Source organism: Spiroplasma apis B31 (assembly GCF_000500935.1).
GTDB classification, from domain to species: domain Bacteria; phylum Bacillota_I; class Bacilli_A; order Mycoplasmatales; family Mycoplasmataceae; genus Spiroplasma_A; species Spiroplasma_A apis.
Genome location: NC_022998.1, coordinates 173,962 through 191,872, shown reverse-complemented (window position 1 = coordinate 191,872; position 17,911 = coordinate 173,962). Strand labels below are relative to the sequence as shown.

Below are 17,911 nucleotides of genomic sequence, written 5' to 3'. Positions count from 1 at the left end.
TTTCGCTTTTCTTTTTTTGTTATTACTTTTAATATAAAACTCCTAACCTTTCTATTCATACCAAAAAATAAAAAAAAACTAAGGCTTTTAAAAAAACTTTTTTCAAATTTTTTAAACCTTAGTAGTTATTTTTAATATGACCTCGCAAAATAAACCATATAATTTGATTCCTTTTTACAGTTAAAGCAATTTGATTTAACTTGTTCAACATCATCGGGTATACATCTTGAGTTGGTTTGTGTTTTTTCTTTAATATCATTTTCACAAGTGATATCACCGCAAAACGGAACTAACACAAAACCTTGTTTTGTATTTAAAATATCTTGATACTCTGTAATAGAATCTGCTTTTGATGTTCTATTGATTCTATTATCTAAAGCTATTTGATAAATGTTTCTGTCAAACTCCACAATTTGTTCATCAATATAACTTTTGATGTCATCAAACTTAATACTCACTTTTGATTTAATATCTCTTCTTGAAACTGTCACTACTCCATTTGCTAAATCTCTTGGACCAACTTCAATTCTTATTGGCACACCCCTAATTTCTGCCTCAGAGATTTTGTAACCAAAACTTTTTTCTGACCTGTCAATATAAACACGATAGCTTTGTGATAACTCTTCAAATATAGCGTTTGATCTAGATTCAACTTCCTCAGAGTTATTTATATTTATTATTTGTACTTGTACAGGAGATATTTTTGACGGAATAACAAGACCATAGTCATCTGAGTGTGTCATTATTATTGCACCTATAAGTCTTGTTGAAACTCCTCAACTTGATGAATATGCAAACTCTTCTTCTTGATTTTTGTTTTGGAATTTAATGTCAAATGCTTTTGCAAAGTTATCTGCAAAAAAATGACTAGTACCAGCCTGAAGTGATTGCCCATCGTGCATAAGAGATTCAATAGTATACGTTTCTTTAGCACCCGCGAACTTTTCTTTCTCTGTTTTTCTACCACTTATAACTGGCAATAACAAAACCTCTGTCGCAAACTTTTTATATATATCAAGAATCTTTAATGTGAAATCTCTTGCTTCATCACTACTTGAGTGAACAGTATGTCCTTCTTGTCATAAAAACTCACTAGTTCTTAGAAAAGGTCTTGTAGTTTTTTCTCAGCGCATAACATTTACTCATTGATTATAAATCAATGGAAGATCACGATAAGATTTTACTTCTTTAGCAAAATGTTCTGCCATTAAAACTTCACTTGTTGGTCTGATATATAAATCTTCTGCTAATTGTTTGTCCCCTACTTTAGTTACGGTAGCAACCTCAGGAGCAAAACCATCAATGTGGTCTTTTTCTTTGTTAAATAAACTAGCTGGTATCAATAATGGGAAGTAAACATTATTTACTCCTACTTTTTTAAATTCTTTATCTAATATATTTTGTATGTTTTCTCAAATTGCGTAACCATAAGGTTTGAATATCATGGTTCCTTTAACTGGTCCATAGTCTATCAAACCAGCATTTCTTACTACATCAGTATATCATTGGGAGAAGTTTTCATCTCTTGGGGTTATTTTTTCAATTTTTTGGGTCATTTTAACTTGCCTCATTCTTTTTTTCTATGTTTCCTGTTTCACCAAAGTAAACATCAATTTCAATTTCATTAGCTTGGACATATGTTTGAATACGCTTTAGATTAGCCTTATCTTTAATCATTATAAAATCAATTGCTTCCACAGGTATTTTTTCATAAACGTACACTATGTTTGCTACTTGATCATATGCTCAATCTTTTTTTGTTAATTTAGCTAGGGTTTGTGGGTTTATACCTACTACAGATATTTTTTCAACATCTACGTTTGCTTCACTAGCCCATTTTCAAAAATGAGCTCTTGATGAAGAATCAAACTCCATACCTACAGAATTATTATTTTCAAGATAAGTTCAAACAACATACTCCTCATTAGATTTAAGTTGTTGGTCTTTAACAAGTCTAATTCCATTTTCTAGGATTAGAAGTATATTATTAACATCAGTATAAAAGTATAAATTTGCAATTTTTTTATTTTTTATTATTTGTAATACTTTTTTTTGTTCATTTTTCCCAGCAACAATTTTTTTAAATAAACCTTTTTTAGGTGCTCCTTCTTTTAAGTCGATAATCGGGCCTTTCTCGTCTTTAGTTTTCTTTTTTGTGTTTTTCTTTTTATTCTCTTTAAGTTCTTTTTTAGCCATACTATTACCCCTTTAACTATAAATATTTTACTTTATAAAAAATAGTTTAAATAAAATATATATATTTCTTAATTGTTTTCATAAAAAAACTCCGTTTTGCGAATTAGCAACTACGGAGAATTGTATTTTCTAAATGGCGGATTGAGAGAGACTCGAACTCTCGCGCCGGTTGCCCGACCTAACACCTTAGCAGGGTGCCCTCTTCACCAACTTGAGTATCAATCCATACAAAAAGATTATAACAAATTTTTTTATATTGCTATAAAATTATGAAAAATGCTCATTTTTTATTGCCACATTAATAACAATAATTTCGTTAACTTATAAGTTGTAAAACGATCGTCATAACAGGGTGGTTTGTGTTTTTAGATAAGTCATATTTTAAAAAAAATGAAAGTTTAATTTTTTTGCAAAATTGAGACTTAAGATAATCGGGTGAAAAGTTTACAAAACTCTTATTGCACATTTTATAGTTTAGATAATAATCAAATATTTTATCTCTTCGACTTACAATATAGTTTATATATAAATTAAATAGTGTTCGAATTTTATGTAAGTTTCGCTAAGAACAAAAGAAATAACCTTATACTTTTAAATTTACTTCAACTTGTTTTAAATATTGTTTTAAGACTTTTATACTTCTGTCATAAATAAAGTTAATTTTTTCTTCTTTAGTAGGGAAGATACCGAAATCTTGTTTTATTATTCCTAAATTTGCTTTCATTGGTTTTAACTTTTTTATCTTTGGGTTAGTAATATAATTTATTAATGAACCTAAAATAGTTTCGCTCGGTATTTCTAAAAACTTAGTTTTTTTAATCGTACTAATAATGCCCAACGATGCTACAATTGCAGATGAAAAGGATTCTATATAACCTTCAACACCTGTTATTTGACCTGCAAAGAATATATTTTTTCTTCTCATAACTTGTAGTTTTTTATTTAAAATTTTTGGTGAATTAATATAATTATTTTTATGCATGACTCCGAATCTTTTGAAAGAAGCATTTTCTAATCCCGGTAAAGATGAGAATATTCTTTGTTGTTCTGATCATGTTATGTTAGTTTGAAATCCAACCATATTATAAAGATTATCCATTGCATCATCTTTTCTTAATTGAACTACTGCGTATGGTTTAACACCTTTATTATTTTCTAAATTATTTGGCGACATCGGACCATTCAATAAATTTTTTTTTGATACTTTTGCTAATTGTTCAATTGGTTGACAACCAGTAAAATAGATCTCTTTTTCAAAGTCTTTTAGTTTTACTACATCTGCATCAACTAACTTTGAATGGAATGCTTCAAACTCTTTCTCATCTAATGGTATACAAATATAACTTTTATCATCACCATGTCTTGATTTGTAATAAACTTTTGAAAAATCGATAGAGTTTTTTTCTATGATTGGTGAAGAAGCATCTAAGTAGAATAGTTTTTGATTACCAATTAACTCATTTATCTTATTTTGAAACTCAGGAGTTATCAAAGGACCGCAAGTTACTAGAGTAATGATTTTTTCATCAAACTCTTTAAACTCTTCTTCTATGATATCAATATTTTCATTTTCTCTGATTAGTTTTTCAACTAATAAAGAGAATGCTTCTCTATCAACTGCCAAAGCATCGTCAGAAGGTATTGCAGTTTTGTATGCACAATCTAAAATAAAGGAGTTAAATAATTCTAACTCTTTTTTTAAAATCCCAACCGCGTTTTGAGTTGACATACTTCTAAATGTATTTGAACAAACTAACTCTGCAAAAAAATCACTTTTTTGTATTTCATTTTTCTTTGTTTTTTTCTTTTCATAAAGTTTAACTTTAATTCCTCTATTAGCTAGTTGTAATGCTGCTTCACACCCCGCAAGTCCAGCTCCTACAATAATGACTCCCATTATTGAACAACACCTGTTATAGAGTTAATATTTTCTATACTAATATCATTATTAAAACTATTGTTTACTCTTGCCGCAGTACCTATATGGATATATTTCGAGATTTTTTTTAAATCTTTAACATTATTCAAAGTTACACCTCCACCAATTAAAATTTTAGTTTTTAAATTCAATTTTTTCATTTCTTTTATGATGTTTATATTTAGTGTTGGACCACCAGAAGTCAAAACGAAATCTATGCCTAGGTCATTTAGAATTTTATATTCTTTTAAAAAGTCTTTCACATGATCGAAGGCTTTATGAAAAGTTATTGTCAAATGTTCTTTTATTTCTATCACCTTCTTGAGAAATTCTACATCTACAGAAAGGTTTTCATTAAGCAACCCGATTACTATACCGTTAGCTTTAGTACTTTTAATATATTCAATATCTTTTAGTATCAAGGACACTTCTTCTTTTTCAGAAACAAAGTTATTATTTTTATGTCTCACAATTACATTAACAGGTAGTTTAGAATAATCACAAACCTCTTTAATTATTTCGTACGAAGGAGTGAACCCATCTTGTTCTAAATTTGCACAAAGTTCAATTCTACTTGCTTTAGTTTTATTGATTAAAATAACATCTTCTAAGTTTTGAGCAATAACTTCTAGAAACATTTATAAATATGCCTCAAGCTCTCTAACTTTATCCAGTTTTTCTCAAGAGAATTCTTTTTTCCCAAAATGCCCATACTTAGATGTTCTAAAATAAATAGGTTTTTTTAAATCTAAGTGGTCTATTATGTGTTTTACTTTAAAGTCAAAATTTTCCAACAAAGCTTTATACAACACTGGCATTGAAACATTATTAGTTCCGAAAGCTTCTATGTGGATTGAAATCGGGTTTGGTTTACCAATTGCATAACTAACTTGTATTTCAACTTGATTAGCTAACCCAGCAGCAACTAAGTTTTTAGCTGCGTACCTACACATGTAAGCTGCACTTCTATCTACTTTTGAAGGATCCTTTCCAGAGAAAGCCCCACCACCGTGTCTAGCAAAACCTCCGTATGTGTCGACAATAATTTTTCTACCTGTCAAACCAACATCTCCCAAAGGTCCACCAATAACAAATTTACCAGTTGGATTTATCAAAACTGTAAAATCTGTATTCAATCCATGTCGCTTAGCTATCACATTCATAATGTTTTCTTTAATGAATGTTTCAAACTCCTCTTTGTTATAATCTTCATCATGTTGAACTGACATTAAAATAGTTGAAATAGATGGATTATTTGGGTTTGTATAGTCCATAGTAACTTGTGATTTCATATCTGGCTGTGCATATTTGAATATGCCCGCTTTTCTTAACTTTGAAGCCATGTGAACTAAATCATGAGCTAGTTGAATTGAGTAAGGCATAAAAGTTTCGGTTTCCTTAATTGCATAACCAAACATAATTCCTTGATCGCCAGCACCTTGTTCATCACCATCCACTCCTTGAGCTATATCTGGCGATTGCTCCTTTAGCTTTATAACAACTTCACATTTTTCTGCATCAATTCCAGTTGTTGCACTTTTATAATTAATACGTCTTAATATCTTTCGAACCTCTTCTTCGTAATTTACAACTGCTTTAGTTGTAATCTCTCCAGTAACAATAATAAAGTTCGCAGTTGCTAGAGTTTCACATGCAACTCTAGATTCTTTGTCTTGTTCTAAACAAGCATCTAGGATTGCATCCGATATTTGATCACATAACTTATCTGGGTGACCTTCAGATACAGATTCACTTGTAAAATATTTTTTCATATAATCTCTCCTCATTAAAAAAGTCCCACTAAGAAGGGACACATTTAAAGTTATCTTCTTCTCATCGTTGGTTTCCCCTGAATTTAAGCACCTAACTTAAAAGGTTGCTACTACTTCGTCGAGTTTTTTCTCTCAGTAGTTCTTAATAAGACTTATAGAATAATAATATCAAATTTTGAGTTGATATAAAATTTTTTCTTCAAAGATAGTACGAAAATTTCTTAAAAAATATGTAAGTATTATGAAACATAAAAAAAGAAAAACTCAGACAAATCAATCCGAGCTTAAATTAGGAGTTAAACTATTTCTATATTTAGTTATTGTAGTTTGGTGCTTCTTTTGTCAACTCAACATCGTGAGGATGAGATTCTTTCAAACTAGCATTTGATATTCTAACAAACTTTGTTTCATCTCTTAGATGTTCTATATTTGGGCTACCTGTGTATCCCATACCACTTTTTAAACCACCCATAAGTTGGAATATAACGTCTTTTGTTTTACCTTTAAAGGGAACACGTGCTTCTATTCCTTCTGGAACTAATTTTTTTGAACCTTTTTGAAAGTAGCGGTCACTACTTCCACGTTTCATTGCTATCATTGAACCCATGCCAACATAAGTTTTATATTTTTTTCCATTAACTATTATTTCTTCACCAGGAGATTCTACAGTACCGGCAAAAACACTTCCTAACATTACAGCATTTGCACCAGCCGCTATTGCTTTAGTGATATCTCCAGAATATTTAATACCTCCATCAGCGATTATAGGTAAGTTATTTTTGTGTGCTCATTGGTAAACATCGTTAATAGCGGTGATTTGAGGTACTCCAATTCCAGCAACTACCCTAGTTGTACATATGCTACCAGGTCCTACCCCAACCTTTACACAATCTGCGCCCGCTTCAAATAAAGCCTTTGCTGCATCTGCGGTACAAATATTACCTGCAATAACATCTATCTTTGGATATATCTCTTTTATTTTTTTAACAACTTCTAAAATGCCTTTGCTGTGTCCATGAGCAGAATCAACAACCAATACATCAGTTTCAGCTTTAACCAAAGCCTTTACACGTTCCATAACATCTTCACTGACACCAACTGCAGCACCAACTCTCAATCTACCTTGTTTATCTTTACAAGCACTAGGATTATCTATTGCTTTGTCAATATCTTTGGTAGTGATTAACCCTGCTAATTTATTGTTATCATCTACTATTGGAAGTTTTTCAATTTTATGTTTTAACATAATATGTTTAGCTTGCTCTAAAGTAGTACTCCTTGTCCCGGTAATTATATTGTTTTTGGTCATTACAACATCAACACTAGAGTCAAAGTCTTCAAAATATTTTAAATCTCTATTAGTTACAATCCCTATTAAATTATTTTCATCATCAACAACTGGTAGACCTGATATTTTATATGTGGCCATTATTTCATTAGCTTCTTTTACTTTGGTATCTTTTGAAACAGTAATTGGATCAGTTATAAAACCAGATTCATTTCTTTTAACTTTTTGCACTTCAAGTGCTTGTGCGTCGATTGATAAGTTTTTGTGAATAATACCTATGCCACCCGCTCTAGCCAACTCTATCGCCATTGCAGACTCAGTAACTGTATCCATAGCGGCACTTAGTAGAGGTATGTTCAACTCAATATTTTTTGTTAACTTGGTTTTTAAATTAACTTCTGAAGGTAAACTTTCAGAGTAATTAGGAACTATGAGTACATCATCGAAGGTAACTGCATCTCCTATTATTTTTCCATTTAGATCGTTATTTGCCATTTTATCTCCTTATTCCCATTCAATAGTTCCTGGGGGCTTAGAAGTTATATCGTAAACCACCCTATTAACACCATCGACTTTATTGATAATTTCATTAACAACCTTATCTAAAAACTCTCAAGGTAGGTGGGTTGATGTAGCTGTCATAAAATCTACAGTGTTAACGCTTCTTAACGCTACGACTCAATCATATGTTCTATTATCTCCCATAACCCCAACAGTTTTAACCGGAAGGATTGTTGCAAATGCTTGACTAACTTTATTATAAAGTCCAGCATCGATAAGATTTTGTATAAATATATCATCAACTTCTCTTAATATATTCGCTTTTTCCTTAGAAACCTCGCCAATAATTCTAACTCCAAGACCAGGTCCTGGGAATGGGTGACGGTTGACAATCAAAGGATCTAAACCAAGTTCTATTCCAACCTTTCTAACTTCATCTTTAAATAAAGTTCTAAGCGGTTCTAATAAGGTAAACTTGAGATCATCTGGAAGTCCTCCAACATTATGATGTGATTTAATGGTTTTAGAACTATGAGATTTTAATGAAGATTCTATAACATCAGGGTAGATTGTACCTTGCGCTAAATATTTTGCGTTTTTAAATAAACTCGCTTCCTCATTAAATACCTCAACGAATGTGTGTCCTATTATTTTTCGTTTCTCTTCAGGGTCACTTATTCCTCTTAAAGCATCATAAAACTTCTCACTTGCATCCACTAGTTTTATTTCCATGTCAAATTGACTGGTATAAGTATCCATAACTTTTTTGGCTTCGTCTTTTCTTAATAAACCAGTATCAACAAAGATACAAGTTAACTGTTTACCAATCGCTTTTGAAATTAAAGCAGCAGCTACACTTGAATCCACTCCACCACTAAGCCCTAAAATTACACGATCATCTTTTACTATTTTTTTAATTTCATCAACTTGTTGGTCTATGTATCTGCTCATCGACCAATCTTTGTTACAGTTGCAAATATCATATAAGAAGTTTTTGATTATCTGTGTACCTTGTGTTGAATGTGTTACCTCAGCATGAAACTGAATTCCAAAAATCTTATTTTTTAGGTTCCCTATTGCTGCTACACTTGAGTTTGTATGAGCTAATTGTATGAAATCCTTTGGCATTACTGTTAAGTGGTCGGCGTGACTCATCCACACTTGTGTTTGTTTATCTATGTCTTTAAATAATGGGTTTTCTGTTTGGTCAATAATTAAATCTGCTTTTCCAAACTCCTGTGAGTCAGCTAACTCGACTTTACCTTCAAAAAGTTCTGTTATTAGTTGCATACCATAACAAACTCCTAAAATCGGTAAATTGAGACCAAAAATATTTTTATCTATTGTATAAGCATCCTGAGCATAAACGCTTGAAGGACCACCTGAAAGAATAATACCTTTAAGATTGCTATATTGTTTCAATTGTTCAGCGGTGATATCAAAATCAACAACTTCTGTAAAAACATTTAATTCTCGAACTCTCCTTGCTAATAACTGCGTATATTGGCTTCCGTAATCTAGAATTAATATTTGTGTTTTGCTCATTTTATCTCTCCTTGTATTTAATTATTATAGCACTCAACATTATACGAAAAAACAAGTTAAATAAAAGATTTAATATATAAAGGTTCTATCTGTTCCACATCAGTAGCTTCCTCAAACAAATGCTTTAGTTTTAAATAACTAGATACATAATCCAAATCTAGATAATCTTTTTTAATAACAAACTTTTGAAAATTCTCTATAAAATCTTCTAGAATCTCTAAAGGTATTAATTGGTCTTGGATTATGCAAATTCCATTATCATAAATTCCGATATAAACTTTTCCTCCTTTAGCATCTAAAATGCTAACCACTGAATCCAAACCAGCTTGAAAAAAAAGTGATGATATCAGATATACCTTAAAAGAGTTGTTTATTGTTTTTAAAGTTTTTGCAATTGTAACTGCAACCCTAACTCCAGTGTAACTACCAGGACCTTTAGTTAAATATATATTGGTTATATCTTTAAGGTTTAGTCCATTTTTTTGTAAAATTTTTTGTAACTCCTCTAAAGCTATATCACTTATTTTATTTTGGTTTTGTAGATATAAGGAATCGACAATCTTATTTTCTTGTTCTAAAATAAGTATCAAAGTATTGTTACTTGTATCCATAAATAAATTCATTTAAATCTCTCTTATTCTATGATGAATTCTCTTGTTGTCTCATCAATGATACTAATGTTTATTATTATAATCTTGAAGTTTTTTTTGAAGTCATAATTCATATTTTCACTTCACTCAATAACATTTAGTGAGTCATAAAAATAGTCGGTGTACATATCTATTTCCTCACCTTTGCTCATTCTATAAGCATCAACATGATTTATGTGTAAATTATTACGACCTATAAATTGATTCATTATCACATAAGTTGGTGAGGTTACTACATCAGTAACACCCATTTCTTTTAAAAGTAATTTCGTAAATGTTGTTTTACCTGCACCCATTGGTCCATTCAATAATATGCAAGTGTTTTTTGGTTCTCTTAAGTCTAATGCATCAAAAACCTTTTGTAATTCTGATAGTGAGCTAACCTTCATATATCTAATCTCAACTTCCTATCTCATATATATGATATAATTTTTTTTGTAGGAGTGGCAATATTATGGTTAAAGATATTTTAATAATTGGTTGTGGACCAACGGGCCTTTATGCTTGGAAAATGGCAGTAGACTTAGGTCTAACCGGTACTATCGTAGAAGCCAAATCTACTTATGGTGGGCAAGTAATGTCAATGTATCCTGAAAAATACATCTATAATTTCCCAGCAATTCCTAAGATAATTGGAAAAGATGCTATGCATAGTATGTTCGATGCAGTAAATAAAGACATCTCTAAAATCGATCTATTATTTAATAAAAGTGTTAAGCAAATCAAAGCAATACAACCTTTAGAAGAAATTCAACTTTACGAAAACTGGTTTGAAGTGGAATTTGACGATAAGTCTAAAGAAGTATATAAAAGAATATTAATATCTGATGGTATTGGTACATTCAAACCAATCCCGTTATGTGAAAAAGAATATGAAAATATCTTTTATAATGTTAACGACTTAAGACTATTAAAAGATAAAAATATTATTGTTTTTGGTGGTGGAGACTCAGCTGTGGACTGAGCTAACGAACTTGTAGAAATAGCTTCTTCAGTTACAATAATACATAGAAGAGATGAATTTAGAGCGAAGCCAGGTAATTTAGAAAAGGCAATCTCATCAGGCGTTAAAATATTGAAGTCTTATGAATTTGTGAATATAACAAAAGAAGAAAATAACAAAGCATTATCAATAGAAGTTAAAAGAGTTGATGATCAAAATTCATTACATTTAGATTTTGACTATATAATAGTTCAATTCGGTCAATCTATTCAAAAAGACATACATAAAAATTTAGAAATCGAGATAAATAGAGTAAATAAATTTTTAGTAAATTATAATATGGAAACCTCAGTTAAGGGAATTTATGCTGCTGGGGATTGTTGTTGATATGAAACAAAGATTAGAAACCTTTTAAGTGGTTTTTATGAAGCAATGCACTCTGTTTTTAATATTGAAAAGACGGTACATCAAAGAAAAATTCTTAATAACGGTTGATAGGTTATTTTGAAATTTCATGATTACATGTTAAATTGAGAGACTAAAATACATATTCCTTTTTATGAAATTGTTTACGAGAGTAAATAATGTTTTAAGAGAAATGATACAACTAACAAAGAAATTTTAAACAGGCTTTATCTTGTGAAATAGGTGATTACTGTTTCTTTACAAAAAAGAAAAAACGCACTTTAAATGGCGTTTTTTTTATTTAACAATAAGACTTTTTTGAGTCATTTCTTTTGGAACTTCTTCTCCTAAAATTTCCAATATTGTTGGAGCAACATCAGCAATTGCAGGATCTTGTTGTCTCAATTTATAAGATTTATTAGTAATGATGATTGGTACCGGTTGGCTTGTATGTTTCTTATTAGGACCACCTTCTGCATCAATCATAACCTCAGCATTTCCGTGATCAGCTGTTATTATCATAGTGGAATTGTGTGATTTTGCAGCCTCATAAACTCTTTTCAATTGTTCATCCAAGGTTTTAACACCCTTAATAGCTGCTTCTAAATCGCCAGTGTGTCCTACCATATCACAGTTTGCATAGTTAAGAACGATCAAATCGAACTCATCTTTGTTAATTTCTTCAATTAATTTATCAGTGATTTCTACAGCCGACATTTCTGGTTTAAGGTCATAAGTTGCTACTTTTGGAGATGGTATTAAATCTATTGATGCTCCTTGAAGCGTGATTTCATCTTGGTTAGCTAATCCATTTTTAAAGTAGTCTTTTCCACCGTCAAAAAAGAATGTAACGTGTGCGATTTTTTCAGTCTCTGCTATTCTTAATTGGCGATAACCTTTTTTACTTAGTCATTCACCAAGGCCATTAATAACTTCGATTGATTTAAAAGCAATATTATTGCTCAATACTGATGCAGAATATTCCATCATACATACGAAATGGATTTTATCACCTAAAAATGCAAGATTAGAAAAGTTCTCATCTTTTCAAGAATCATAATTTTTATTTGTAAATGCACTTGCTAATTGAATAGCTCTATCTGGTCTAAAGTTTGTGAAAATAACAGAGTCATTTTCTTTTATAAAACCGTTTGGTGCGTCAGTATTATAAGCTGGTAGAATTGCTTCATCATCTTTCCCAAGTGAATATTGTTCTTCGATATATTTTACCGGGTTTGTGAAACTATTTTTTGAAGTTCTATTTACCATAGCACTATATGCTTCGGCGGTTCTTTCCATTCTTTTATCCCTATCCATAGAATAAAATCTTCCTGATATTGAACCGACCTGTCCAACTTTATATTTATCAAATAAAGTAAATAAATCTTTAAGATAATTAATTGCTACTGTGGGTTTGGTATCTCTACCATCTGTGAATAAATGAACGTATATTTCTTTAAGTCCAGCCTTAGCAGCAGCTTCAAATGTTGCAAACATATGTAACATATGAGAGTGAACACCACCATCAGAGAATAAACCCATAATATGTAATGCGCTATTATATTTTTTACAGTTTTCTATTGCTTTTACAATTTCCTCATTATTTTCAAACTCATTATTTTTTATAGCCTTATTGATAAGAGAAAGTGATTCATATTTAATTCTCCCTGCACCTAAGTGTATGTGTCCAACTTCAGAGTTTCCCATTTGACCTTCTGGTAGACCCACTCATTCGCCACTTGCGTGAGCTGATACTCAAGGATATTCTTTTTTTAAAGATTCTACGAATTCCATATTTGCTTCGTAAACAGCATTACCTTTATTTTGTTCGGCTAATCCTCATCCATCTAGGATTGCAAGAATAACAGGATTTTTTGTTTTCATAATTAATTGTCTCCTAAAACATAATTTTTTAATTCTTTTGCTACTGAACCTTCTAAATGTGTAAATTTAGAAACAACCTTAGCATGTTTTTTTACTTCATCGTTAGCATTGGCTGGAGCTATAGATAGACCCGCGTACTCAAGCATTGGTATGTCATTAGCACCGTCACCCATTGCTAAAATTTCGTCAATCTCAATCGCATAGTAATTTTTTAAAAACTCCACCGCATATTTTTTATTAATACCCTTAAGAGTAACTTCACCACCAAGTGATTCTGGATGTCAAGCTACTTCTAAACCAAGGTTTCTTAGTTCCTCGACAAAGCTAGGTACAACATTGAATATAAGTAATTTGTAGCAATTAGTAGCTATATCTTCGTTAAAAACCATGAGATTTCCTTCAAAAAAGTTTGTTTCAAAAAACAATCCTTTTGACAGCTCTATTGGTTTAGAAACAAAACACTTAGACATATCTGTTGAATAAGCTCATATTTCTTGATCAGCAAACTTTCCGCTTGATATTAAATCAAAAGCTTTTTTTACAATATCCTTAGGTATTGGGTTTGCATCAATTACCTTGTCATTTTTTAAATCGTATATCAAAGCACCATTAAACCCAGCAACAAGCGCTTCTTGTTTATCAAAATCGTAAATTTCAAATTTGTTTACTTTTGCTAATACAGGTCTACCAGTTACAAAAACTACTTTAACACCTTTTCTAATAACATTATTTATAACATCAACATTTGGTTCAATGTAATTGCCTAGGTTTGCATATGTTGTTCCATCCATATCGAGAGCTACTAACTTAAATTTACCCATAAACTATTTCAAAAGTCCTAGATAAGAGTCTTCAACAAGTGAAGCACCACCAACAAGTGCACCGTCAATATCTTCTTGGGCTAATATTTCCTTAATATTTTCTGGTTTTACACTTCCACCGTATTGAATTAGAACTTCATTCGCAACCTCTTCATTATAAATATTTTTTATAATTTGTCTTATTTCTTTACATACGTTTTGAGCAATTTCTGGTGTTGCAACTTTTCCTGTACCAATTGCTCAAATTGGTTCATAAGCAATTACAACTTTTTTAGCTTGCTCAGCTGTAACGTCTTTCAAGTTTTTTTCAATTTGTGATTTAACCCACTCAATAGTTTTACCACTTTCGTAAGTTTCAAGACTTTCACCACAACATAATATTGGAGTCAAATTTGAATCTAACAAGGCTTTTACTTTTGAATTAATAAGCTCATCTGTTTCTCCAAATATGTCTCTTCTTTCTGAGTGACCGATAACAACGTAGTCCACGTTTATATCTTTCAACATTGGAATTGATATTTCTCCAGTAAATGCACCTTCTTTTTCGAAATAGCAATTTTGTGCTGCTATAACTAAGTTTTTTGAGCTTTTTTTAATATCCGCTAGCATTATTGCTGGTGCAGCAATCCCTGCTATTAAGTTTTCTTTAATTGTTAATTTTGATTCTATATTTTGTATAAATTTTACCGCTTCTGAATTAGTCTTAAACATTTTTCAGTTACCTATAATAATTTGTTTTCTCATATATTTACTCCTACTATCTAATTTAAATTTTAACATTTTGCGATTATAAAAAATAATAAAAACTATAAAAAATAATGTCCACAGACATTATTTTAAAATTATTAAAAATGTTGAAAATTATTACTTACTTAATAAACTGGCAGAATCCTCATCCAATAACAAGGTTACATTGGGATGTTGTTGTAAAATTGAACAAGGTCATTCAGTGGTAACAGGTCCTTCAACTAGATGTTTTACTGCATTTGCTTTACTTGAACCTGTAGCAATTAACAAAATTTCCTTAGCTTTCATGATAGTCTTTAGACCCATTGATATTGCTTGAGTTGGAACTTCCTCAATATTTTCAAAGAATCTTGAGTTAGCTTCTATAGTTGATTTTTGCAAATCAACTACTGAGGTTATTGAATCAAAACTTGTACCAGGTTCATTAAAACCGATATGCCCATTTATTCCTAATCCTAAAATTTGTAAATCTATTCCGCCTGCTTCTTGTATTTCTTGGTCATAAGTTGCTGCTTCTGAATTAGAATTTATTAATCCAGACGGAACATGTGTTTGTTCCATTTTTATATTTACGTGTTTGAATAAGTTCTCATTCATGAAGTATCTATATGATTGTTCGTGATCTGAGCTTAATCCTTTATATTCATCTAGGTTAAAAGTTGTAATATTTGACCAATCTATATTGTTCTTTTTAGTTCTTTCAACTAGATACTTGTATGTAGACAAAGGTGAACTTCCTGTAGCTAACCCAAGTATTGCATCTGGTTTCTTTGTAATTTTTGTAATGATAATATCTCCAGCTGTTTTACCGATCTCCTCGGTTGTTTTTAATATTAATTGTTTCATAAGTTCTCCTTTAATTTATTCGTGCAAGAAATGAATTCCAATAATCAAAATACTCATATAGATTTTGTATTTTTTGAATATTAAGACCTAAATCTGGAATCATTCTTTGTAATAGCACGTATGTTAATAATCTATTTTTACCTCTAAATAAATAGCTTTTCTCCTTAGTTTTTATTATAGTTCCATAACTTTTAGGTATAACATCAACGATATCTTTGTATGAAATATCAAACACAGAAACTTGTTTATTAGATGTCAAATAAACTTTTTTATTTGAGAAATATACATCAAACTTGCCAATCATCTTCAGTTTTTTTTCCGAAGTTTCTTCAAAGAGGTGGTGCACATTAACACTAGTTTGAAGTAGATTGATTTTTTCTTTTTTTTCTAATTCAAACTTCACAGGCACTAATTTTAATGGTCTTCATGAGTTAAAGATTAGCTCATCTAAGTCATCTAAAAATCGTTCTTCTTTTGAACTTAATGTAAGATCTAGTTTTTTGATATTTCTCTTGACTTGATTTACGAAATGCTCAGATAATTCGAAATTCTTATTAACTCACCTCCACAAAACTCAGTACTTGAATTGAGCAAATGTAGTTTTATCATTAATTTTTTTTGAAATTCTTTTAACATAAAATTTTGATTTTCTTGAAATATTATCCTCGTCTAAATACTTTATTCATTTAACTCGCTTAAAAAAATAATCTACATCCATGTTTGCTCGCAAAAACATAATTACACTCCTCTTATAAAACTATTTTACAATAAAAAAAATCTTAAAGAATTTTTTAATGGAAATATTTTTAAAAATAGTCTCTTTAATGAAAAAAGAATTCATAAATAAACTTTTTTCATTAAACTTCTATATTTGTATTATTATAACCTTGTAAATTGGAGGAATATAAATGAAAACTATCGTTATTGGAACAAATCATGCAGGTACCACTGCAGTAAGAACATTACGAAGATTAGACAAAAATATGGAAATAACAACTTATGACAGAAATGATAACATATCTTTCTTAGGATGTGGTATTGCTTTGTGAGTTAAAGGTGAGGTCAAAGATCCCGCGGGATTATTTTACGCATCACCAGAGATATTAAAAGAAGAAAATATTAACATTAAGATGGAACATGAATGAGTTTCTCTAGATACAAATAAAAAAGTAGTTAGAGTTAGAAATCTTAAAACAGGTGAAGAATTTGATGATAATTATGACAAATTAGTAATAGCAACTGGAACTTGACCAGTTTTCCCACCAATAGAAGGGATAACTTTGGAAGGTGTACAAATTTGCAAAAACTACCATCATGCGCAAGCAATAAAAGCTGCAAATAATGATCCAAAGATTAAAAAGGTTGCAGTTATTGGTGCTGGATACATAGGTGTTGAGTTGGTGGATGCTTTTGTGGCAGCTGGTAAAGAAGTAAGTTTAGTGGATATCGAAAACAGAATTATGCCTGTATATTATGACAGCGAATTTACTGAAAATATCGAAAGTGAAATGAGAAATCAAGGTGTAAATTTAGCACTAAATCAAAAGGTTGTAAAGTTTGTCGGTACAAATGGTAAAGTGAATAAAGTGATCACTGATAAAGGTGAAATAGAAGTTGATTATGTTGTATTTTCAGTTGGTGTTAAACCACAAACAGATCTATTAAAAAACACTCTAGAGCTTGATGCAAAAGGAGCAATTATTACAAACGAGTTTATGCAAACTTCTGTAAAAGACATTTATGCTGTTGGTGATTGTGCGCAAGTATATAATATTTCTATGAATAAGAATAGTCAAATAGCATTAGCTACAACAGCTGTTAGAACTGGCATTATGGCAGCAGTAAATATAGTTAATGGTGATTCATTAACAGGTCTAGGTTTCACAGGCGCTAATGGTATCGAAGTATTTGGATGAAAAATGGCTGCTGTTGGTCTATCAATAAACGCAGCTAATAAACTTGGATTTGATGTTGAAGAAAAACTTTTCAAAGACTCAGATAGACCAGAGTTCATGTCTTCATATAAAGAAGTAATAATTAAAATAGTTTGAGATAAAAAATCAAGAAAAATCGTTGGTGCTCAAGTTGCATCGCAAAATAATCACACTGAGGTAATGTATATGTTTGCTTTAGCAATACAAAAAGGATTAACTATTGATGAATTACCACTTGTTGATATATTCTTCTTACCTCACTTCAATAAACCTTACAACTTTGTAACTCTTGCAGGGTTAGAAGTACTAGGCTTAAACTATTTTAAGAAATAAGTTCAATCAAGTCATTTAAAAACTCCTTTCAAGGAGTTTTTTTGTATCGATTTAGTTATAAATCTATATAAATAACAAAAGTATTTTTTGTCCTTTATTTTGACAAAAAAAATGAACATGACACTTTT

General features: G+C 30.5%; 16 protein-coding genes, 1 tRNA gene and 1 riboswitch. Of the genes, 2 read left to right on the top strand and 15 right to left on the bottom strand.

Annotation, left to right across the window (positions count from 1 at the left end; all coding sequences use genetic code 4):
* Positions 1-131 precede the first annotated feature (131 nt).
* The 10 genes from proS to tsaE all read right to left on the bottom strand — a co-directional run bounded on the left by proS (position 132) and on the right by tsaE (position 10,259).
* On the bottom strand, positions 132-1,556 hold the full coding sequence (gene proS / locus SAPIS_RS00855; RefSeq protein WP_023788937.1) for a proline--tRNA ligase: 1,425 nt from the start codon (positions 1,554-1,556) through the stop codon (positions 132-134).
* 1 nt (position 1,557) lies between these two features.
* A complete protein-coding gene (locus SAPIS_RS00850) occupies positions 1,558-2,196 on the bottom strand; it encodes a hypothetical protein (RefSeq protein WP_023788936.1) in 639 nt (212 codons plus the stop codon).
* Between the two features lie 134 nt (positions 2,197-2,330).
* Positions 2,331-2,421, bottom strand: a tRNA-Ser gene (locus tag SAPIS_RS00845).
* Between the two features lie 358 nt (positions 2,422-2,779).
* Positions 2,780-4,093 carry a methylenetetrahydrofolate--tRNA-(uracil(54)-C(5))-methyltransferase (FADH(2)-oxidizing) TrmFO gene (trmFO, locus tag SAPIS_RS00840; protein WP_023788935.1) on the bottom strand — a complete coding sequence of 438 codons (1,314 nt, stop codon included), beginning with the start codon at positions 4,091-4,093 and terminating at the stop codon, positions 2,780-2,782.
* Positions 4,093-4,752 (bottom strand): copper homeostasis protein CutC, encoded by a 660-nt coding sequence (locus SAPIS_RS00835; protein ID WP_023788934.1) that lies wholly within the window; start codon positions 4,750-4,752, stop codon positions 4,093-4,095. The genes trmFO and SAPIS_RS00835 overlap by 1 nt, the downstream gene beginning before the upstream one ends.
* Positions 4,753-5,901 (bottom strand): methionine adenosyltransferase, encoded by a 1,149-nt coding sequence (metK, locus tag SAPIS_RS00830; protein ID WP_200859584.1) that lies wholly within the window; start codon positions 5,899-5,901, stop codon positions 4,753-4,755.
* A gap of 43 nt (positions 5,902-5,944) precedes the next feature.
* Positions 5,945-6,038, bottom strand: a riboswitch (SAM riboswitch).
* Between the two features lie 161 nt (positions 6,039-6,199).
* Positions 6,200-7,669 (bottom strand): IMP dehydrogenase, encoded by a 1,470-nt coding sequence (gene guaB, locus SAPIS_RS00825; protein WP_023788932.1) that lies wholly within the window; start codon positions 7,667-7,669, stop codon positions 6,200-6,202.
* 9 nt (positions 7,670-7,678) lie between these two features.
* Positions 7,679-9,220, bottom strand: a complete 1,542-nt coding sequence (gene guaA, locus SAPIS_RS00820) for a glutamine-hydrolyzing GMP synthase (RefSeq protein ID WP_023788931.1) — start codon at positions 9,218-9,220, stop codon at positions 7,679-7,681.
* 56 nt (positions 9,221-9,276) lie between these two features.
* Positions 9,277-9,843: a tRNA (adenosine(37)-N6)-threonylcarbamoyltransferase complex dimerization subunit type 1 TsaB gene (gene tsaB / locus SAPIS_RS00815; protein WP_023788930.1), complete on the bottom strand. Its 567-nt coding sequence runs from the start codon at positions 9,841-9,843 to the stop codon at positions 9,277-9,279.
* Between the two features lie 11 nt (positions 9,844-9,854).
* Positions 9,855-10,259, bottom strand: coding sequence for a tRNA (adenosine(37)-N6)-threonylcarbamoyltransferase complex ATPase subunit type 1 TsaE (gene tsaE, locus SAPIS_RS00810; RefSeq protein ID WP_023788929.1), 405 nt, complete (start codon positions 10,257-10,259; stop codon positions 9,855-9,857).
* A gap of 65 nt (positions 10,260-10,324) precedes the next feature.
* On the opposite strand from tsaE, the gene SAPIS_RS05155 reads away from it, so the two are divergent.
* Entirely contained in the window at positions 10,325-11,311 is a 987-nt protein-coding gene (locus SAPIS_RS05155; RefSeq protein ID WP_023788928.1) for an NAD(P)/FAD-dependent oxidoreductase, read from the top strand.
* Positions 11,312-11,515: 204 nt separating this feature from the next.
* On the opposite strand, the gene gpmI is transcribed toward SAPIS_RS05155, so the two are convergent.
* The 5 genes from gpmI to SAPIS_RS00780 all read right to left on the bottom strand — a co-directional run bounded on the left by gpmI (position 11,516) and on the right by SAPIS_RS00780 (position 16,252).
* Positions 11,516-13,102 carry a 2,3-bisphosphoglycerate-independent phosphoglycerate mutase gene (gene gpmI, locus SAPIS_RS00800; RefSeq protein ID WP_023788927.1) on the bottom strand — a complete coding sequence of 529 codons (1,587 nt, stop codon included), beginning with the start codon at positions 13,100-13,102 and terminating at the stop codon, positions 11,516-11,518.
* A 2-nt stretch (positions 13,103-13,104) separates the two neighbouring features.
* Complete coding sequence (locus tag SAPIS_RS00795) at positions 13,105-13,923, bottom strand: HAD-IIB family hydrolase (protein WP_023788926.1); 819 nt, start codon at positions 13,921-13,923, stop codon at positions 13,105-13,107.
* A gap of 3 nt (positions 13,924-13,926) precedes the next feature.
* Positions 13,927-14,667 carry a triose-phosphate isomerase gene (gene tpiA, locus SAPIS_RS00790; RefSeq protein ID WP_023788925.1) on the bottom strand — a complete coding sequence of 247 codons (741 nt, stop codon included), beginning with the start codon at positions 14,665-14,667 and terminating at the stop codon, positions 13,927-13,929.
* Positions 14,668-14,787: 120 nt separating this feature from the next.
* Positions 14,788-15,516 carry a glucosamine-6-phosphate deaminase gene (gene nagB, locus SAPIS_RS00785; protein ID WP_023788924.1) on the bottom strand — a complete coding sequence of 243 codons (729 nt, stop codon included), beginning with the start codon at positions 15,514-15,516 and terminating at the stop codon, positions 14,788-14,790.
* A gap of 10 nt (positions 15,517-15,526) precedes the next feature.
* The gene (locus tag SAPIS_RS00780) at positions 15,527-16,252 is read right to left on the bottom strand and encodes a hypothetical protein (RefSeq protein WP_023788923.1); all 726 of its coding nucleotides are present in this window, start codon (positions 16,250-16,252) and stop codon (positions 15,527-15,529) included.
* Between the two features lie 172 nt (positions 16,253-16,424).
* Between SAPIS_RS00780 and SAPIS_RS00775 the strand changes: the two genes are divergently transcribed.
* On the top strand, positions 16,425-17,783 hold the full coding sequence (locus SAPIS_RS00775) for an FAD-dependent oxidoreductase (protein WP_023788922.1): 1,359 nt from the start codon (positions 16,425-16,427) through the stop codon (positions 17,781-17,783).
* Positions 17,784-17,911: the final 128 nt, after the last annotated feature.